The 19,287-nt window shown below is 75.0% G+C and carries 15 protein-coding genes and 1 pseudogene; 13 read left to right on the forward strand and 3 right to left on the reverse strand.

Annotated features, from left to right (window positions below; translation table 11 throughout):
• The first annotated feature begins 35 nt into the window (after positions 1-35).
• Together C3V41_RS00280 and C3V41_RS00285 are read left to right on the forward strand one after the other, a co-directional pair.
• Entirely contained in the window at positions 36-1,274 is a 1,239-nt protein-coding gene (locus C3V41_RS00280) for a low temperature requirement protein A (protein ID WP_165271554.1), read from the forward strand.
• A 330-nt stretch (positions 1,275-1,604) separates the two neighbouring features.
• Entirely contained in the window at positions 1,605-2,420 is an 816-nt protein-coding gene (locus C3V41_RS00285) for a nucleotidyltransferase domain-containing protein (RefSeq protein WP_106108607.1), read from the forward strand.
• An 81-nt stretch (positions 2,421-2,501) separates the two neighbouring features.
• Here the strand turns inward: C3V41_RS00285 and C3V41_RS00290 are convergent, their stop codons facing one another.
• Positions 2,502-2,717 (reverse strand): DUF3107 domain-containing protein, encoded by a 216-nt coding sequence (locus C3V41_RS00290; protein ID WP_106108608.1) that lies wholly within the window; start codon positions 2,715-2,717, stop codon positions 2,502-2,504.
• A 368-nt stretch (positions 2,718-3,085) separates the two neighbouring features.
• Between C3V41_RS00290 and C3V41_RS00295 the strand changes: the two genes are divergently transcribed.
• From C3V41_RS00295 to C3V41_RS00305, 4 genes and pseudogenes are all read left to right on the forward strand, one after another.
• Positions 3,086-6,853 carry a PD-(D/E)XK nuclease family protein gene (locus C3V41_RS00295; RefSeq protein WP_106108609.1) on the forward strand — a complete coding sequence of 1,256 codons (3,768 nt, stop codon included), beginning with the start codon at positions 3,086-3,088 and terminating at the stop codon, positions 6,851-6,853.
• Between the two features lie 101 nt (positions 6,854-6,954).
• Positions 6,955-9,210, forward strand: a pseudogene (locus C3V41_RS14340) (UvrD-helicase domain-containing protein); the annotation flags it as partial.
• 980 nt (positions 9,211-10,190) lie between these two features.
• Positions 10,191-10,448: a PD-(D/E)XK nuclease family protein gene (locus C3V41_RS14345; RefSeq protein WP_368033272.1), complete on the forward strand. Its 258-nt coding sequence runs from the start codon at positions 10,191-10,193 to the stop codon at positions 10,446-10,448.
• Between the two features lie 122 nt (positions 10,449-10,570).
• Positions 10,571-10,867, forward strand: a complete 297-nt coding sequence (locus tag C3V41_RS00305) for a MerR family transcriptional regulator (protein ID WP_106108610.1) — start codon at positions 10,571-10,573, stop codon at positions 10,865-10,867.
• Between the two features lie 302 nt (positions 10,868-11,169).
• On the opposite strand, the gene C3V41_RS00310 is transcribed toward C3V41_RS00305, so the two are convergent.
• Positions 11,170-12,384, reverse strand: a complete 1,215-nt coding sequence (locus tag C3V41_RS00310) for a phosphotransferase (RefSeq protein ID WP_254423621.1) — start codon at positions 12,382-12,384, stop codon at positions 11,170-11,172.
• Positions 12,385-12,627: 243 nt separating this feature from the next.
• Here C3V41_RS00310 and C3V41_RS00315 point away from each other — a divergent pair, with 243 nt between their 5' ends.
• The 6 genes from C3V41_RS00315 (at position 12,628) to C3V41_RS00340 (ending at position 16,983) form a co-directional block, all read left to right on the forward strand.
• The gene (locus tag C3V41_RS00315; protein WP_106108612.1) at positions 12,628-13,890 is read left to right on the forward strand and encodes a CpaF family protein; all 1,263 of its coding nucleotides are present in this window, start codon (positions 12,628-12,630) and stop codon (positions 13,888-13,890) included.
• Positions 13,890-14,741, forward strand: coding sequence for a type II secretion system F family protein (locus tag C3V41_RS00320; protein ID WP_106108613.1), 852 nt, complete (start codon positions 13,890-13,892; stop codon positions 14,739-14,741). The genes C3V41_RS00315 and C3V41_RS00320 overlap by 1 nt, the downstream gene beginning before the upstream one ends.
• Positions 14,738-15,667, forward strand: a complete 930-nt coding sequence (locus C3V41_RS00325; RefSeq protein WP_106108614.1) for a type II secretion system F family protein — start codon at positions 14,738-14,740, stop codon at positions 15,665-15,667. The genes C3V41_RS00320 and C3V41_RS00325 overlap by 4 nt, the downstream gene beginning before the upstream one ends.
• A gap of 29 nt (positions 15,668-15,696) precedes the next feature.
• Positions 15,697-15,885 carry a hypothetical protein gene (locus C3V41_RS00330; RefSeq protein ID WP_106108615.1) on the forward strand — a complete coding sequence of 63 codons (189 nt, stop codon included), beginning with the start codon at positions 15,697-15,699 and terminating at the stop codon, positions 15,883-15,885.
• A 190-nt stretch (positions 15,886-16,075) separates the two neighbouring features.
• Positions 16,076-16,486 carry a TadE/TadG family type IV pilus assembly protein gene (locus tag C3V41_RS00335; RefSeq protein WP_254423622.1) on the forward strand — a complete coding sequence of 137 codons (411 nt, stop codon included), beginning with the start codon at positions 16,076-16,078 and terminating at the stop codon, positions 16,484-16,486.
• Positions 16,483-16,983 (forward strand): peptidase T4, encoded by a 501-nt coding sequence (locus C3V41_RS00340; RefSeq protein ID WP_254423623.1) that lies wholly within the window; start codon positions 16,483-16,485, stop codon positions 16,981-16,983. Before C3V41_RS00335 ends, C3V41_RS00340 begins: the two co-directional genes overlap by 4 nt.
• 854 nt (positions 16,984-17,837) lie before the next feature.
• Here C3V41_RS00340 and C3V41_RS00350 read toward each other — a convergent pair.
• On the reverse strand, positions 17,838-18,182 hold the full coding sequence (locus C3V41_RS00350; RefSeq protein ID WP_106108617.1) for a CBU_0592 family membrane protein: 345 nt from the start codon (positions 18,180-18,182) through the stop codon (positions 17,838-17,840).
• Positions 18,183-18,254: 72 nt separating this feature from the next.
• Between C3V41_RS00350 and C3V41_RS00355 the strand changes: the two genes are divergently transcribed.
• Positions 18,255-19,166 carry a LysR family transcriptional regulator gene (locus tag C3V41_RS00355; RefSeq protein WP_106108618.1) on the forward strand — a complete coding sequence of 304 codons (912 nt, stop codon included), beginning with the start codon at positions 18,255-18,257 and terminating at the stop codon, positions 19,164-19,166.
• The last annotated feature ends 121 nt before the right edge of the window (positions 19,167-19,287 follow it).

Consider the following 19,287-nt stretch of genomic DNA (forward strand, 5'->3'; position numbering starts at 1 on the left):
GTCCGACGAGAGTCCGACGGGAGAGGAGCCCCGCCTTGAGCCAGCCCAGCCGTGAGAACGACGACCCCGGGACCGCCGGCCGCACGCCGCCTGCCGGCTCCGCGCCCGCCCCGGCCCCCGCGCTGCCGCCCTCCGCCCACCAGGCGGTGACCTTCCTCGAGCTCTTCTTCGACCTGGTGTGGGTCTTCGCGATCTCCCAGCTCTCCGAGCACCTCCTGGAGCACCAGACGTGGCGCGGGGCGGGCCAGACCCTCGTCATGACCCTGGCCATGTTCGTCATCTGGTCCTTCACCGCCTACGAGTCCACCATGGTCCTGGCCCGCAAGGACGAGGCCCGCTGGGTCGTGCTGGCGGTCATGGCCGGGGGACTGGTGATGAACGCCTCGATCAGCGGCGCCTTCGAGGACGCCTCGTGGGCCTTCGTGGTTCCCCTGGTGCTCATCCAGGTGGGCCGCAGCGCCATGACCCGCACCCACGACGTCTACGCCTCGCTGCGCCGCCACCGCGTCTCCGTGATCATCTGGGCCGTCGTCTCCGCGGTGCCCTGGGGCCTGGGGGCCCTGGCCGAGCCGGAGCACCGTCTGCTCTGGTGGCTGGCTGCCGTGGTGATCGACGTCGTCGGCATGTGGAGCGTGCACCCCGTGCCCGGGCGCCACCACCGGGACTTCTCCGAGGTGCGCTTCGACGTCGAGCACCAGGTCGAGCGCTGCCGCCTGTTCCTCATTATCTGCCTGGGGGAGGGCGTGCTCACCACCGGGCGCTCCATCGCCGCGGACCCGCAGGACCCTGCGCGGCTGGCCGCGGGGCTGGCCGCGTTCGCGGTGCTCGTCGGCGTGTGGTACCTGTTCTTCGGCACGGGGACGGACGAGGTCGACGCCCGGCTCGTGGCCGAGCACGGCGAGCTGGCCATGGGCAGGCTGGCCACGAACGGTCAGCAGGTGCTGGTCATCGGGCTCATCGCCTTCGCGGTGAGCGCCGAGATCGTTGTCGCCGATCCCCACGAGCCGCTCACGGCGGCCGCCGCCGCCCTGCTGGCGGGTGGGATCGTCATCTGCCTGGTGGCCTTCTGGGGCTTCCTGGCGCTCCTGACCGGGCGCCGCCTCTGGCCGCCTCTGGCCGCGGGGGCCGCGGGGCTGGGTGGCGTCGTCGCCGTCTGCTGGGCGGCCGCCCTGCCCGGCGTGCTCGTCATGGCGGCCACGGCGGTCTGCCTGGCAGGTACCGGCATGTGGTACAAGCGTGACGCGGCTGACGCCATGCGCACAGTGGGTGCGTGAGAGCCTGCCCGAGGATCCGCCCGGCCTCCGCCCACTGTCTGCGACGCGATCGCCGCGCCCACGCCGCCTACCCGCTTCCCTCCCTGCCCGCCGTGCGGCTACCCGACGGCGGGCGGCGGGTCTCGGCCCCGGGGCGGCGGACGTCGGGGCCGGGGCGGCCGGGCGGTAGCTCCCTAGCGCGCCCGGCGGGGGCGAGGGCTAGGCGGCTAGGCAGCGGGGGCAGGCAGCGGGGCCTGAGCCGGGCGGCGATGCGGCCGGGCGCGCGGGCGGCGGGGGTCGTGCGATAATGTCGCCTGCCCCTCGCAGCAGTCAGACCCAGGAGGCGCTCCCGTGCCGTCCGACCCGTATCCCGCCGACCTGCGCTCCGCCAGTCCCGACGCCGTCGCCCACGCCGTCCGCCACGAGCTCGACCTCCTTGAGGAGGCCGAGGGGGCGCGGGTCCTGCTAGCCGTGGAGTCCGGCAGCCGGGCCTGGGGCTTTGAGTCCCCCGACTCCGACTTCGACGTCCGCCTCGTCTACGTCCGTCCCGTGGAGCACTACCTGCGCCTGGATCCGGTGCGTGACGTCCTGGAGTGGCGGCTCGACGAGGTCCTCGACGTCAGCGGCTGGGACCTGGACAAGTCCCTGCGCCTGGCGCGCGGGGCCAACCCCTCCTTCTTCGAGTGGCTCGCCTCCCCGGTCATCTACGACGAGGACCCCGCCTTCGCCGCCGTGCGCGACCTGGCCGCCGAGTGCTTCTCACCGGCCGCCTCCGCCCGCCACTACCTGAGCATGGCCACCGGCCAGCTCGTCGCCTGCCAGGGTGAGACGGTGCCCCTCAAGAAGTACCTGTACACGGTGCGCGCGCTCCTGGCCGCCCGCTGGGTGGTGGCCGAGCGCAGGCCCGCCCCCATGCGTCTCAAGGACCTGGTTGACGCCGGGCTCGAGGGCCCCGTACGCGGGCCCCTTAAGGACGTCCTGGCGGACAAGGCCGTCTCAGGGGAGCGTGACGGGCACCCGCGCGTCCCGGAGCTCGACGCCTGGCTGCAGACCACCCTCGCCGAGCTGACCGACGTCGTCGCCGACCTCGCGACCGCACCCAAGGTGCCCTGGGAACGTCTCAACGAGGTCTTCCTCGCCGTGGTGCGCTCCGCCCAGGCCGGGTGAGCCGGGGTAGCGCCCGGGCGGCCGGGGTACCACGAGCGGTAAGGACCTCAGGGCACCCGGGCGGCCCCTGCCGGCGCGGTCTCAGATGCCGAAGCCGACGCGCCGGGGCTCGGCCTCCCCGATCTCCACGTAGGCCAGTGAGCCCGCGGGCACGAAGACCTTGCGACCCTTGTCGTCGCTCAGGGTGATGTTGGCGGTGGCGGCGTTGGCCAGGGAGGAGAGGATCTCGTTCTGGGAGGCTGAGGTCTCCAGGGTGAGCTCGCGGGTGGAGTGCTTAATACCGAGGGTGACCTGCATGGGACGGGGCTCCTGTTCGTCGGGAGGGTGGACGGGCTGCCGCCGATCCTATGCCGTTTATACCCGGGTAGGGGATCTGGCCCCGCCTGACACGCGGTGGGCGAACCCGGCGGCCGTACGCAGCGAGTTGTGCTCGAGCGTGTACCGATCGGCATGGAGGTGGTCACGGCGGCTCGTACGTGCGGGTTGTGCGGGTGACCACGCAGTTAGGTGGGATCCGCAATGGTGCGGCCCCGGCCCCGGTCCGCCCCTGCCCGGTGCCGGCCCTGCCTGCCCCTGCCCGGTGCCGGCCCTGCCTGCCCCTGCCCGGTGCCGGTGGCCGTGGGGCCCGGCGGGGCGGGGTCGGCGCCCCGTGGTTCCATGGGCACATGACCCCCGACGCCGCCCCGCACGCCCCCCGGCTCCTGCCGGCCCTGCCCGTGCCCGGCCTGCCCGAGCCTGACGACTCCCAGGCCGTGGTCCTGGAGCACGTCCGGGCAGGCGGGAACCTGGTGGTCCTGGGCGCCCCCGGCACTGGGAAGACCAGCCTGGCCCTGCGCCTGCTGGTGCGTGCCGTCGATGAGGGCAGGGACGCCGTCCTGCTGACCCCCACGCGCGTGCGGGCCAGCGTCCTGCGCGGCCGGGCGGCCCACCTCCTGCGGGCCCGGGGTGTCGAGGGCGGTACCGTGCGTGTGCGCACCCCCGCGGCCCTGGCCCTGAGCGTCCTGACCACCTCCCTCACGCAGCGTCCCGCCCCCCTGCCCGCCCCCGTGCTGCTGGCCGGGGCGGAGGAGGACGCCGCCCTGGCCTCCCTTATCCGCCCCGAGGACTGGCCCGGTCTGCCGCCCGAGACCCTGACCTCCCGGGCCTTCCGCTCCCAGCTGCGCGACCTGCTGGCGCGCGCCGGGGAGCTGGGTGTGGGCGCCCAGGAGCTCGCCGCCCTGGGGCAGGATCTGGACGTGCCCGTCTGGGGGCCTGCCAGCGGGCTGCTGCGTCTGTGGGACGCCCAGGGTCGTCCCAGTGCCCGCAGGCGCGCCCAGACCCGGCGGATGGACACCGCCCGCCTCCAGGACCGTGCCCGGGAGGCCCTGGGCACCTGGGAGGCCGACGGCGTCATGGAACCGCGTCCCGTGCCCGACCTGGTCGTGGTGGACGACTACCAGGACTGCACCGCGGCCACCGCCCGCCTCCTGGGCACCCTGGCGGTCCCCGACGCCCTCGGGCACGCTGCCCAGGTCGTCGTCCTGGGCAACCCGGACACCGCTGTCGAGACCTTCCGCGGGGGCACTCCCAGCCTGCTGTCGTCCGCCCAGGAGGGCGCCAGCCTGGGGGCCGCCCGCCTGGTCCTGGGCACCGTCCACCGTGGGGGCCCTGCCCTGGTGGAGGCCGTCGCTGCGCAGGCCGCCCGGGTCCCCGTGGTCGGGGCGACCGGGTACCGCCAGGCGCGGGCCGTCCAGGAGACCGTGGAGGAGAGCGTGGAGGAGCCGGGCGGGCCGGTGATCGGCGCCAGCGTGACGGACGCTGCCCCGGCGGGGCCCTCGGTCGTCCTGGCCTCCAGCCCCGCCCAGGAGGCCACCCACGTGGCGCGGATCCTGCGTGGCGAGCACATCCACCACGCCACGGGCTGGGACCAGATGGCCGTCATCGTCCGCAGCACCGCCCAGGCCCAGGCGGTGGCCCGCGACCTGCGCCGACGGGGGGTTCCCCTGGCGTCACGGACCCCCGCGGTCCTCCTGCGCACCGAGCCCGCCGCCCGCGCCCTGACAGAGGTGGTCCGGGCGGCCCTGGACGGGGACCTCGGTCAGGACGGCCAGCCCCCCCTCCCGGAGGTCGTCCAGCTCCTCCTGACCGGTCCCCTCATTGGCCTGAGCCCTCTTGACCTGCGCAGGCTACGACGTCGGATCCGCGTCTGGGCGGAGGGGCCAGCTTCCCGGCAGGGGGAGCAGGCCGGGGGCACCCAAACCCTGGCGGAGGGCGCCCAAGCCCAGGGCGCCCGGGCGGAGAGTGCCCGGGCGAGGGGCGTCCAGGCCCAGACCGAGGGCGCCCGGTCGGGAGGCCGGCGGGGGGAGCTGGGCCCGGGTGCCGGGAGAGTCACGCTCCCGGGGCTCGTGGGCGACCTGGAGTCCGCCCGCCAGCTGGTGGAGGACCTGGGCCGGGAGTCGGTGGCCGCCCAGGCCGCCGACCTGCTGCGGGCCGCCCAGGTGGTGTCGGCGCTACGTGAGGTCCTGGGCTTGGGCTCCCCCCCTGCGGACGGTGCCCGGGGGCCGGAGGCAGGGGGGCGCTCTCCCGGCGGGGGGCTCCCGGACGACGTCTCGGCGAGGTACCCAGGGGCGCCCGGACAGGCCGACGGGCAGCGCCCCGACCCCACCGGGGGGTCCTCGGACGCCAGTACCCGGGCAGGAGGCCGTGGACGGGCCCCGCGTGACGTCGAGGCCCTCCTGTGGGCCGCCTGGGACGCCTCCGGGCGCGCCGAGGCCTGGCGGGCCCTGGCCCTGGAGGAGGGTGGTGGACGTGGTCTCCTGGCTGAGGCCGCTGAGCACCACCTTGACGTGGTCACCGCCCTGTTCAAGCGGGCGGAGGTCTGGTCCGAGCGCTACCCCGGGGTGGACGGCGCCGTCTTCCTGGCCGAGCTGGACAGTGAGCTCGTCCCCTCCGACTCCGTGGCCCCCCAGGGGCGGCGCCCCGCCGGTGTGGCGGTCCTCACCCCGGCCGCTGCCGCCGGGGAGCAGTGGGAGGTCGTCGTGGTCATGGGCCTGGAGCGTGACGTCTGGCCCGACCTGCGCCTGCGCGACTCCCTGACCCGCTCGGGCCTGCTGGTGGACGCGGTGACCGGGCGCCTGCCCCTGCGCCCCGACGGCAGCCTGGACCCGGGGGCGGATCCGGCCTCCGCCCGCGCCCAGGTGCGTGGGGACGAGCGCCGTATGCTCGTGGCCGCCATGTCGCGGGCCTCACGCAGGCTCGTCCTGACGGCCACCTCCGACGTCGAGCACGCCCCCTCCTCCTTCCTCCTGGAGGTGGCCGCCAGCGCCGGGCTGCCTGTCACGGACGTCGACGGCGCCCCCCTGACCAGCCCGGACGCCGGTGACCTCACCCTGCGTGGGCTCGTGGGCGAGCTGCGTCAGGCGGCCGTACGCGGGGCCCTGGACAGCGCCACCCCCGCTGAGCGCGCCCGGGGAACGGCCGCCGTCACCCTCCTGGCCGACCTGGCCCGCAGGGGTGTCCCCGGCGCCTCGCCCACCACCTGGCTCGACGTGGCCGGCCCCACCTCCACCAGCCCCCTGACCGCCCTGGACCAGCGGGTGCGGGTGAGCCCCTCGGACGTGGAGAGCCTGTCCACCTGCCCCCTGCGCTGGTTCCTGTCCCGGCACGGGGGCGACCGGCCGGCCTCCGGGGCCCAGCACCTGGGCAGCCTCGTGCACGCCCTGGCCGAGCAGGCCGAGCGCGAGCACCTGCGGGGCCCGGCGCTGCGGGCCCAGGCCGAGGAGCTCCTGCCCGGGCTCGGCTACCCCGATACCTGGCTGGGGCAGGTCCAGCAGCGCCGTGTCCGGGAGATGGTGGGGCGCCTGGACGCCTACCTGGCGGACTGCGACGCCCTGGGGGTCACCGCGCAGGTCGAGCTGACTGTCAGGGCGGACACCGTCCTGGCTCCCGGGGACCTCAGCGAGGACCTGGGGGGCTACCTGGAGGACCTCCTGGCGCTCACGGGGGCGGGCGCGGGCCTGCGCCTGCGGATCGCAGGACGTGTTGACCGCCTGGAGCGCCGGGCGGACGGCAGCGTGCGCGTCATCGACCTCAAGACCGGGCGCCTGGTACCCTCCTCGCCCGAGCGCCACCCCCAGCTGGCCACCTACCGGCTGGCCCTGGAGGCCCTGGGGCGGGTGGTGGGTGGCGGGGCCCTGGTCCTGCTGGGCAAGGAGCCGGGCAGGCGCTCCGGGGAGGGCTACGTGCTGGCCCCCGCTGGCGGGGCCCTGGATCCCAGCCCCGTACAGGACCCGGACACCGGTGAGAGCCTGCCCTGGGCCCAGGACCTCCTGGCAGCCGCCGCCCTGGGGAGCCTGGGGCCCCTCTACGAGGCCCGCAGCGGTGACCACTGCCGCAACTGCGCCGTCAAGGACTCCTGCCCCGTACGCAGCGAGGGAAAGCGGGTGACCCAGTGAGCCCCCTGAGCCCCACCCACCTGGCCCGGGCCCTGGGCGTCCACGTCCCCACCGCCGAGCAGGCCGCCGTCATCGCCCACCCGCTGGCGCCCCTGCTGGTGGTGGCCGGGGCCGGCTCGGGCAAGACCGCCACCATGGCGCAGCGGGTCGTCTACCTGGTGGCCACCGGCCAGGTCCGTCCCGACCAGGTGCTGGGCCTGACCTTCACCCGCAAGGCCACCGCCGAGCTGGACGAGCGCGTGTCCTCCCGCCTGGAGGCCCTGGCCCGTGCGGGCCTGGTGGATCCGCAGGTGGCCGACGGCGCCCCCACCATCGCCACCTACAACTCCTTCGCCGGCACCCTGGTGCGTGATCACGGACTACTCATTGGCGTCGACCCCGACACCACCCTCATCACCCAGGCGCGCAGCTGGCAGATCGTCGAGACGCTCCTGCGTGAGCGCACCGCGCCCCTGCCCGAGGAGGGCCTGGAGCACAACACCACCGCGGTCCTGCTGCTGTCCGACGCCCTGAGCCAGAACCTCCTGAGCGCCGACCAGGCCGCCGAGGGCCTGGAGGACCTGGCTGGGCTCCTGGAGGACCTGGCCGGTGTCAGGGGCTGCAAGACCCTCATCGGCCGGGGCCCGGCCGCCATGCGGGAGTGGCTCGAGCTGCTGGACGTGGTGCGGGCCCTGACGCAGTACAAGCGCTCCCACGGCCTGCTCGACTTCGGCGACCAGATCGCCCTGGCCTGCCAGGTCGCCCAGGAGGTCCCGGAGGCCGTCGCCCAGGTCCGCGCCCAGTACCCGGCGGTCCTCCTGGACGAGTTCCAGGACACCTCCGTGGCCCAGATCCGTCTGCTGTCCGCGCTCTTCGCCGACTCGGGGGTCACCGCCGTGGGGGACCCGCACCAGGCCATCTACGGGTGGCGGGGGGCTAGCGCCGCCGCCCTGGACACCTTCCATGCGCGCTTCAACCCCACCGGGAGCGCCGCCGTGTCCACCGGCGCGCAGGCGGCGCAGGCGGCCCCCGTCCTCCAGCTGTCCACCTCCTGGCGCAACGACGCCGCCGTCCTGGAGGCCGCCAACGTGGTCTCCTCCCCGCTGCGCCACCCCCGGACCCTGCCCGGGGACCCGCCCGGGGAGCACATTGCCGTGGCCGAGCTCACGCCCCGCCCGCGTCACCTGGGGCTGGCCCAGGGCGCCGTCCACGCGGCCTTCCTCCAGGACCCGCTCGAGGAGGCCCAGCACGTGGCCCGGTTCCTGGCCGAGCGCTGGGGCCCCGGCGCCCGTATGGCGGTCCTGACCCGCACTCGCGCCCAGATGGCCCCCGTGGCCGCCGAGCTGGAGGCCCAGGGCCTGCCCTACGTCGTCGTGGGCCTGGGGGGGATGCTCAGCGTCCCCGAGGTGGAGGACGTCCGCTCCCTCCTGGTCCTGGCCGCCGACCCCGAGCGGGGCGACCGGCTCATGCGCCTGCTCACCGAGCAGGATCTGGGGGCCAGCGACCTGGCTGCCCTGGCCGCCCTGGCCCGGGAGGTCACCCGCGCCCCCGGGGAGACCCCCGTGGGGCCGACCGACGCCCTACCAGGAGGACAGGTCACCCGCGCCCCCGGGGAGACCGGCCCCCAAGGGCCTGACGGCAGCCAGGGGTCCCAGGGGCCCGACGGCTCCCAGGGGCCCGACGCCGACCCTCAGCCTGACGTCCCCCTCCTGGTCGAGGCCCTGGAGACCGTGCTGCGCTGGGAGGAGGCCGGTGAGCCCGGGCAGGTCGTGGGCCTGAGCGAGGCCGGGCGTCGCGTGGCCCTGCGCACCGCCCGCGCCCTGCGTCGGGTCCGCGCGAGCCTGACCCTGCCCGTCCCCGAGCTCGTGGTGGTGGCTGAGCAGGCCCTGGACCTGGATCTGGAGATCGCCGCACGGGTGGGCAACCCCCTGGGGCACCGTGCCCTGGACGCCTTCCAGGACACCGCTGCCAGGTACGTCGCCGACGCCCAGGATCCCACCCTGAGCGGGTTCCTGGAGTGGCTGGACCTGGCGCAGGCGCGCGAGGACGGCCTGGCCGCCCCCGAGACCGAGCCCGTCCCCGGGGCCGTCCAGATCCTGACCGTCCACGCCGCCAAGGGCCTGGAGTGGGACGTGGTGGCCGTCCCGGGCCTCAACGAGCAGGTCTTCCCCTCCTACCGCTCCAGGATCCAGCCCGGGCGCCACGTGGTGGAGACCGGCTGGATGGCCGGCACCTCCGTCTTCCCCTACCCGCTGCGGGCCGACGCCCAGGATCTGCCGCCCTTCACCGTGGGGGAGCTGGACCCGGGTGCCGGTAAGGAGCTCGTGACGGACACGGTCCTGGCCTACCGCACCGCCCTGGGACGCCAGGTCGTGCGCGAGGAGAGGCGCCTGGCCTACGTGGCCCTCACCCGCGCCCGCCACGAGCTGCTCCTGACCGGCTCGCACCTGGCCAAGTCCGCCACCAGGCCGCGGCCCGCCTCCCGGTTCCTCGACGAGCTGCGCCGTCGGGACCTCCTGCGCCCCTACGGGCGCGGCTGGGTCGACTACGACCCGGACCGGCCCAACCCCCTGGCCTCGCAGCACCACAGCGGCACCTGGCCCCTGGGAGCCCCGCCGGACCACCTGCCCGGCGTGGACGGCCGCGCCGTCGAGGCGCTGCGCAGGGCAGGGGGCCCCCAGGCGCGGGGGGTACTTGGCGGTGGTCTCAGTGACGACGGCGTCGCTGACCGCCGCGGCTCCGTCCAGGCGGCCCGGCGTCAGGCCGCCCGCGCCGTCGCCGCCGCCATGGCGGCGGGAGCAGACGGGGGCGCCGGGGCCGACGGGGCCAGGGCCCCGGGACCGGGCTCGCCTGCTCCGCACGCTCCCGCCGCTCAGGGCGCGCCCATGCCGTTCCCCGCCCCACCCAGCCCGATAGCCGGCTGTGCCCCGGCCGACCCGGTGGTCCGGCGCTGGTACCTGGAGGCCGAGCTGCTGCTGGCCGAGCGGGAGCAGGCCCGTCGGGCCGTGCCCGAGCTGCACCTGCCCGCCCACCTGGCGGCCACCCGGCTGGACGACCTGCGCACCGACCCCGAGCGCTTCGCCCTGGACCTGCGCCGCCCCCTGCCTGCCCGGCCGCGGGCCTCCGGGCGCCTGGGGACGGTCTTCCACGAGGCCGTCGCCCAGCGCCTGAGCGCCCACGCGGCCCTCATGAGCCTGGAGGAGGCCGGGGTCCCCGACTCGGTGCCGCCCGCCGACCGCCGGAGGATCGAGCGCTGGCTGGAGGTGGCCGAGCACCTGCCCCTGCTGGCCCCCTACCGCCTCTACGACACCGAGGTCGACCGTGAGCTGACGGTGGGGGCACCACCCTGCGCTGCCGCATGGACGCCGTCTTCGAGGGGGCGGACTCCACCTGGCTCATTGTGGACTGGAAGACGGGGCGTCTGCGGGTGCCGGTGGACCAGCTCAGCGTCTACGTCCACGCCTGGGCCGCCTCCCAGGGGGTGCCCACCGGGGCGGTGCGTGCCGCCTACGTCTACGTCAGCGCCCCCGGCGGCCTGGTCGAGGAGCTGAGCCCCGCCGACCTGCTGCCCCTGGAGGCCATTACCCGTCTCCTGGCCCCCTCCACCCGCCCCTGACACCGCGAGAACGGTACTTGTTCGTCGCGAGAACGGTACTTGTTCGTCGTGAGAACGGGGCACCGGGGTAGACCCGTCCCGGCCCTTGACCCTGACACTGTGGCAGGTAGGAGGGTGGGCCCATGACCACACCGGCACCCGCCCCGCCCCCGCGGTGGAGCATCGGCCGGTTCTCCCGGATGACGCGCCTGAGCGCCAGGCGGCTGAGGCACTACGACGCCGTCGGCCTGCTCAGGCCCGCCTACATCGACCCCTTCACGGGCTACCGGTACTACTCCGACCCTGAGCTTCACCAGGCCATGGGGGAGCGGGGGCTGAAGAGCACCAGGCCCAGCTTCGAGCGCTACCTCGTGGGGCCGGCCCGCACCTCCGACCAGTCCGCCTGGCGCACCGAGGTCTGCTTCCCCGTCGTCGCCTGAGGGAGCAGGGGATCCGGTTGGTGAGCCGGGGCGGACCGCCTCCCGGCCGCCTGAGGGCCCGGAGGCCTCCCCGGATCCGGCCGGTGCCAGGGGACGGCTCCTGGGCGCTGGCACCGGGGTGGGGGTGGGGCCGCGTACTGAAGGGGTGGGGCTGCGTACCGTCGGGCACGAAGACGGCCCCGTAGGAAGTCGGTCGGTGAGGGGAACCTCGCTGTTCCGCACCTGTGGTCGTGCGTCTGACGGTGACCGGTCGCCTCGGGTGCCCGGGGCAGCTGGCGGAGGGCCTCAGTGCCCGGTGAGTCCTAGTGCCCGGTACGTCCTGCCGTCAGGTCCTCGCTCCGCACCAGGTGCAGCGTGGGCCCGGACCCGCGGCCCCTGTCCTGGTCCTGGCGCCCCGCCCCGGGCGGGTCGACGGCGCGTGCCGGGCGCCTCCCGCCCTCCCTGCCCTCCTCCACCTGGACCATGGCGACCTCGGCGGTGACCTGGTCCGGCTCGGCGTGCTCCTTCTCCCCGGGTACCGGGGCCAGGCGCGGGGAGGAGTGCTCCACCAGGGGCTCGGCGCCCACCTGGTCGTCCAGGTCCTGGAGCATGGCGATGGCGTCGTCGATAATGTCGTCGTCCTCCGAGCGCACCCCGTGCATGAGCCAGCGCGCCAGGCTCAGCTCGCTGACCAGCTCGGCGCGGTGGCGCAGGTGCTTGTCCGAGCCCTCGCGGCGGGCCACGTCGTAGGCGTCCTCGATCGAGTCCAGGCAGTCCACGGGCGCGGCGGAGTACACCCAGGCCATGTCCTCGGCCGGATCGCCCACGTGCGCCTGGGACAGGCCCCGCAGGGCGACCACGGCGCCGCCGGCTGTCAGCACGTTCTCCTCCGCCAGGTCCCCGTGGACCACCACGGGGCGGAAGCGCCACAGCGCCGTGTCCTTCAGGGTGTTCTCCCAGCGCACCAGCAGCGTGGGCGGGACGTGTCCGGTGCCCCGGGCCTCCTCCACCAGGGTCAGCCAGCGCCGGCGCACGTCCTCGGCGTCGTAGACGGGCAGGCCGGCCTCGGAGACGACCGTGGTGGGCAGCTCGTGGAGCTCGCCCAGCGCCCGCCCCAGCCCGGCCGAGAGCCCCGGGCCGGGGTGGAGTGCGTCCACGGAGATAGGGCGGCCCTCCAGGTGGGAGCGGACCTGCACGTACGTCGTGCTGCCGCGCAGCACCCCGCCGGGGCGGGCCACGTCGAAGCTGAGGTGGCCGTTGTCGACCTGCCGGCCCATGCGGCGCAGGACCTCCGCCTCGGCCTCCAGGGCGGCACCGGTGACGTCGTCGCTGGTCTCCAGGACCTCCCAGTGGCGCCCCTGGGTGTCGATGAGGCCGGTGACCTCCAGGTCCTTGGAGTGCTCCTGAGGCAGGGCGAGCCTGGCGGGGTCAAGCCCCGGCACCGCGACCGCGGCAAGAGCCGCCAGGCGCAGCATGGTGGCCCGGTGCGAGCTCGACCCAGCCTTGGGGTCGGGCTGGTCAGGGGTGGAGGAAGACATACCACCACCGTAGGCGAAGGACGGCCTGACGTCGTAGCTGCCGCGCGGACAGGCCCTGCTCGACGTCGTTTCTCCACAATCTGAGACAAACTGCTGGCGTCCGGCGCCTCCCATGATCTAAGATGCTCAGGTGCGCTTGCTCACCGTTGAGCGGTCTCTGTATTGCTCATCCCAGTCCGGACTCCGGACCCTGAACAACCTCACACCCTGTTCCCACCCTCTTCTCAGACCCAGCGAGGCCCCATGGACGCGGTCACCGTGCTGCACACAGAGATCCGGGAGCTGGTCCGCCGCCGCGGCGTCGACCCGCTCACCGAGCCCGAGGTGCTGAGCGCCCTCGTGGACGAGGCCCGCGCCGACTACCTCTCCCGGGCCGACGCCGGGCTCGTCCCCCCGCTCACCGACCCCGAGGCCGCCAGCGCCTACGTCCTGGACTCCCTGGCTGGGCTCGGACCGCTCCAGCCCTACCTGGAGGACGAGTCAGTCGAGGAGATCTGGGTGAACTCCGCCAGCCGCGTGTTCGTGGCCCGCTCCGGGCGCCCCGAGCTGACCACCACCATCCTGGAGGACGAGGACCTGCGCGTCCTGGTGGAGCGCATGCTGCGCTCCACCGGGCGCCGCCTGGACCTGGCCAGCCCCTTCGTGGACGCCCAGCTCCCCGGCGGGGAGAGACTCCACGTGGTCATCCCGCCCATTACCGCCGGGACCTGGGCGGTCAACATCCGTAAGCACACCGCCCGGGCCACCCGCACCAGCGACCTGGTGTCCCTGGGCTCCCTGACCGCCCAGGCCGCCGCCTTCCTCGACGCCGCCGTCGCCTCGGGCCTGAACATCCTGGTCTCGGGGGCCACCCAGGCCGGCAAGACCACCCTGGTGCGGGCCCTGGCCGGGGCCATCCCCGCCGGGCAGCGCGTCATCACCTGCGAGGAGGTCTTCGAGCTGGCCCTGCGCAACCGTGACTGCGTGGCCATGCAGACCCGCTCGGCCAACCTGGAGGGGGCCGGGGAGATCACCCTGCGGCGCCTGGTCAAGGAGGCCCTGCGCATGCGTCCCGACCGCCTCCTCATCGGGGAGGTGCGGGAGGCCGAGGCCCTGGACCTGCTCATCGCCATGAACTCCGGCCTGCCGGCCATGTCCACCCTCCACGCCAACTCCGCCCGGGAGGCCGTCACCAAGATCTGCACCCTGCCGCTGCTGGCCGGGGAGAACATCTCCCCGCGCTTCGTGGTCCCCACCGTGGCCAGCGCCATCGACCTGGTGGTCCACCTCGACCTGGACGTCTCCGGGCACCGCACCGTGCGGGAGGTGGCCGCCCTGTCCGGGCGCGTGGAGAACGGCGTGGTGGAGATAACCGACGTCTTCCACCGTGACGAGCGTGACCGCCTGGTGCGCGGCCCCGGCGCCCCCCACGACCCCCGGCGCTTTGCCCGCGCCGGCTACGACCTGCCCACCCTGCTGGCGCCGCTCGCACCCCGCCCGGCACCGCTGGCCCGGGAGTGGTTCTAGTGGGCGCCCTGTCCGGCCTCATGGGAGGCATCGGCCTGGTCCTGGTGTGGACGGCCTTCACCAGCGAGCCGCCCCGGTGGCGCTCGGAGCGCTCCCGGCGCCTGTCCGACCTCCTGGTCCAGGCGGGGGTGGGGCGTACCAGCCCGGCGGTGTTCGTGGTCGGCAGCCTCGTCCTGGGACTGGTGGTGCTCCTGGTCTTCCTGGGGGTCTCACGGGCCTGGCCCATTGCGGTGGCCTTCGGCGTCATCGCCCTGGCCGCCCCCTACGCCCTGGTCTCCGCCCGGGCCCGCGCCCGCCGCACCCGGCTGCGCGAGATCTGGCCCGAGACCGTGGACACCCTGGTCTCCGGGGTCCGTGCGGGCATGAGCCTGCCCGAGGCGCTAGGCAACCTGGGGGCGCGCGGCCCCGAGGCGGTGCGTTCGGAGTTCACCGCCTTCGCCGTGGACTACGCCTCCACCGCCCGCTTCGACACCTGCCTGGACCGGCTCAAGGCGCGCTTCGCCGACCCGGTGGCCGACCGCATTGTGGAGGCGCTGCGCCTGGCCCACGAGGTCGGCGGCACCGACCTGACGGTCCTGCTGCGCAACCTGGCCCGGATGCTGCGTGAGGACATGCGCACCCGCGGGGAGCTGGAGGCCCGCCAGTCCTGGACCGTCAACGGCGCCCGGGTGGCCGTGGCCGCCCCCTGGCTGGTCCTGGCCCTGCTGTCCACCCGTCCCGAGGCGGCCAGGGCCTACGCCACCGCCGCCGGCGCCACGGTCCTGGGGGCCGGGGCTCTGGCCAGCGTCGTGGCCTACCGCCTCATGCTGCGCCTGGGGCGGCTTCCCGAGGAGGAGAGGATTCTCAGATGAGCCCAGTCACCGCCGGCGCGCTCGCGGCCCTGTCCGCGGTCCTGGGGGTCCTCCTCCTGGTCTCGGTCTACCGGGGGCGTCGCCCCGGCCTGGTCGAGCGGGTGGCCCCCTACGTCCACCAGCGTCAGGTCACCTCCACGCTCCTGACGGCCGCCCCGGTGGCGGAGGGGCACACCGTCTCCTCCCGCCTCCTGTCGCTGCTCCTGGGCGGGGGCCACCTGCTGGAGGCCATTGGCTCCTCGTCGGCCTCGGTCCGACGGCGTCTGGCACGTACGGGGTCGTCCCTGGGCTACGACGAGTTCCGCCTCCAGCAGGTCCTGACCGCGGCGGCGGCCCTGGGCCTGACCGCGGCGGCGGGCCTGGCCCTGTCCCTGGTGCACGGGGTGTCCTTCCCCGCCCTGGTCCTGGCCTGCCTCCTGGCGGCGCTGGGGGGTGCGGCCGCCAGGGACTGGTGGCTGAGCCGGACGGTGGAGCGGCGTCGCAGCCGGATCGAGGCCCAGCTGCCCGACGTCGTCGAGCTCCTGGCCCTGGTGGTCGGCGCGGGGCAGGGGCCGGTGGCCGCGATCGAGCGGGTGGTGGCCCTGGGCCGGGGGGACCTCGTCGACGAGCTGGCCCTGACCCTGGCCGACGTGCGCAGCGGCACGGTGCTGACCACCGCCCTGGTCCACCTGGAGGACCGGGTCGCCTCCCTGCACGTCACCCGCCTGTCCGAGGCGATCGCGGTGGCCCTGGAGCGTGGCACCCCGCTCGCGGAGGTCCTGCGCGCCCAGGCGGCGGACGCCCGTGAGGCCTCCCGGCGCGCCCTCATGGAGGAGGGCGGGAAGCGGGAGATCGCCCAGATGGTGCCCGTGGTCTTCCTGGTCCTGCCCGTCACCGTCCTGTTCGCCCTCTTCCCGGGCCTGTTCGTCCTCAGGCTCGGAGTCTGACCGTGCTCAGCTATGACTAAGGAGATGCCATGACCACTATCACTGCCCGTTTGCGCGCCCTTGCCGCCGACCTGCGTCAGGAGCGCGGCGACGTCCCCGGCTGGGTGCTCGTCACCCTCATGACCGCGGGCCTCGTGGTCACCCTGTGGGCGGTGGCCGGCCCGGCCCTCACCCAGGTCTTCCAGACCGCGATCTCCAAGGTCACCGGTGCTATCTGAGGGCTGGCGGCCGCCTGCGGGGCGGGGCCACGTGGGCGGCCCCCGGCTCGTGGTAGGCGGTGGGGAGGGCGTGCCGGTGCATGCGCGGCGCCTGCGCCTCCCCGCTCGGCACCCGTCCGGTCGGCACCCGTCCGGTCGACGGCGGGCGGCCCGGCACCTGCCACGTCGCCCGCCGGGTAGCCCGGGCCGGGTGCGGGGCCGGCTGGGGGAGGAGTCCGGCTCCGCCGTCGTGGACTTCGTCCTGGTGGGGGTCCTGGTGGTGGTCGTCTCGGTGGCCCTGCTCCAGCTGGTGCTGGGCCTCCACGTGCGCAACGTGCTGACCGACGCCGCCGGGGAGGGGGCCCGTCGCGCCGCCCTGGTGGGTGGCACCAGCGCGGAGGCCGAGGCGCGGGTACGGGCGCTGGTCGGCGCCGCCCTGGCCGACGACTACGTCGACTCGGTGTCGGTGACCCGTACCCAGGTCCAGGGCGTGGCCGTGGTCGAGGTCGAGGTGGGGGCGCCCCTGCCGGTCCTGGGACTGCTGGGACCCCGGGGCACGCTGACGGTGACCGGTCACGCCGTGGACGAGGCGGCCCTGACGGGCAAGGCCCCCGCACCATGAGGCGCCCCGGTCAGGCAGGTGGTCCGCGGCCAGCAGGTGGCCTGCGGCCTGCACCTGAGGGGCCCCACGCCCTCCTGCCCGGCAGGTCGCGCAGGGCCCTGCGCGAGGAGGGCAGTGCCCCGGTGGAGTTCATCGGCTGGGCGCTCCTGCTGGTGGTCCCCGTGGTCTACCTGGTCGTGGCCCTGGCCCAGATCCAGGCGGCCTCCTTCGCCGTGGCCCAGGCCGCCGACGCCGCCAGCCGGATCCTGGAGGTCGACGCCAGCCCCCAGGCCCAGGAGCGCGCCCGGTTCGCCGTCGCGCTGGCCCTGGCCGACCAGCACGTGCCCGCCCAGGAGGCACTGACGGTCCAGTGCGCCCCGGCGGGGTGCGCACACGGCGTCGTGGTACGGGTCGAGGTGGGGGTCGACCTGCCCCTGCTGTCCGGGATCGGGCGGCAGGCCGTACGGGTGGACACCACCCGCAGCGTCGACCTGGCCCAGTACGGGGGCGGCTCGTGAGGCCCCCGGCGCGCGGCCGGGCGGGGGCCCCGGCGCACCGGGAGGCGAGCCCGGCCCGTGCCGATGAGCGCCGGGGCGTGCAGGGGGCCCCGGCGCACCGGGAGGTGGAACGTGCCGTCCGGGTGGAGCCGGTCAGGGGGCCGGGCGTACGCCCGGTGCCGGAGGCTGTGCGCCGTCGCCGGGTGGTGGACACCTGGTGGGCCGGCCTCCGGCGCCTGGGGGCGGTGCGGTGGCGACGGCGGGGCGGGCGGGTGGCTCCTGTCGGGCCCGCGCAGCGCCTGGCGGGCGAGGAGGGACAGGTCCTCCTCCTGGGGGTCGGGACGGTCGCCCTGGTGGCGGCCCTCCTGCTGGTGGTGGCGACCGCCACCTCGGTCTACCTGGATCTCAAGCACCTGACCTCGTTGGCGGACTCCGCCGCCGCGGCGGCCGCCGACTCGGTGGACTACTCCTCCTACTACGGCAGCGGGGTCAGCCCGGGTGCCCCCGGGGCCCTGACCGACCAGGTCGTTATCGAGACGGCCCAGGAGGACCTGGGCTCCCAGCTCCGGGCGCAGGACGGTCGTGCCGGCGGCCTGAGCGACGTGCGTATTAGCCAGGCCTACGCCCAGGACGCGGGTACCGCCGTCGTCACCCTGACGGCCCGCTCCCAGCCGCCCTTCCTGCCCTGGGGGATCCTGCCCTCGGGGGCTTCACCCTCACGGCCACCGGCTCGGCCGCCGTCACCAGCCGGCCGTGAGCCGGGGCGCCTGGCGGCACTGCCTCCGTCGCGAGAACGGTACTTGTTCTTCGTGAGAACGGTACTTATTGCTCGTGAGAACGGTACCGTCGGCCCACCGCGAGGGGAGGGGCCGGGGCTAGGCGGCCTCGGTGAGCTCCTTGCGCGCCAGGTGGTGGGGCAGGACCCGCTGGCGCAGGGCGGTGCCGCGGCGTCGGGCCACCTCGGCGATGTAGCGCCGTTTGACGGTCAGGAGGATGTTGACCCCCACCGCCACGTAGAAGGCGTTGGCAATGACGCTGGGCCAGGCGCCGGTGGCGGCGCAGTTGATGATCAGCAGGACCGATCCGGTGAGGTTGAGGAACTGGTAGCGCAGCGAGTCGCCGGCCAACGTGCCCTTGGAGACCAGGAAGTAGGCCACCAGGAGCTCGGTCGCGCCGATCCAGCCGCCAATGGCGACCAGGGAGGTCAGGATGCCGTTCACGGGATCCAGTGTGGGGCCCGGTGGAGTGAAGAGCAATTGTATCTTGCTCAATAGGGGATGTAGTTTTCCTTCATGAACCTCTCGCCCCACCGCATGGCCGTCCTGCTGGCGGTGCAGCGCTCAGGGGGCGTGGTGGCCGCCGCGGACCTGCTGCACATTAGCCCCTCCGCCGTGTCCCAGCAGGTCAGGGCCCTGGAGCGGGAGAGCGGGACCCGGCTGCTGGACCGTACCCCCACCGGGGCGGTCCTGACCCCGGCGGGCAGGGTGCTGACCGCGGCCGCTGAGCGCATTGAGGACGAGCTCGCCGCCGCCACCCGGGAGCTGGTCGCCCTGGACGGTTCCACCCCCACCGGGCTGGTGCGGGTGGGCTCCTTCGCCACCGCCGTGCGCGCCCTCCTGCTGCCCCTCATGGCCTGCCTCCAGGACGACCACCCGGGCCTGGAGATGGTGGTCGAGGAGGTCGAGGAGCGTTCCGCCCTGACCCGGCTGCGTCGCGGTGAGCTCGACCTCGTCCTGCTGGAGCGCGACGAGCGCACGCCCGCCGCCGCCGCGCGGGGCACCACAGACGTGCCCCTGCTGGACGAGTCCTGGATCGTGGTGGTCCCGCCCGGGCAGAGCGCCCCCACCAGCCTGGCCGAGCTGGTCCGGGCCTCCTGGATCGACCTGGAGCCGGACACCGCCGGCGCCTTCGCCCTCCTGCGTCTCTCACGCCAGCTCGGCACCCCCCTGACCCTGCGGCACGTGGGCTACGACTACGACGTCGTCCTGGCCATGGTGGCCCAGGGCCTGGGGTACGCCCTGCTGCCCGAGCTCGCCGTGCGCGGGGGCCACGTGCCCGACGGCGTCGGCGTCGTCCGGCTGCCCGGCCTGGGCACCCGCCAGCTCGTCGTGCGCCACCGCTCCAGCCGTAGTGAGCCCAGCCCGGCCACGCGCGCGGTCCTGACCGAGCTGCTGGCGGTCGCCTCCAGCCTCGACCTGGGCTGAGGAGCCGACCCGGGCGCGAGCGAGGCTCCCGCGCCGTCCGCCCGCCTCAGGGGCACCCCAGGTACCCGGGCGCGGGCAGCGAGGCCGGCACACAGGGGAAGGGGGCCGTCCCGTACCCTCG

Origin of the sequence: Actinomyces sp. oral taxon 897 (genome assembly GCF_002999235.1) — a bacterium.
In the GTDB taxonomy this organism is placed as follows: Bacteria; Actinomycetota; Actinomycetes; order Actinomycetales; family Actinomycetaceae; genus Actinomyces.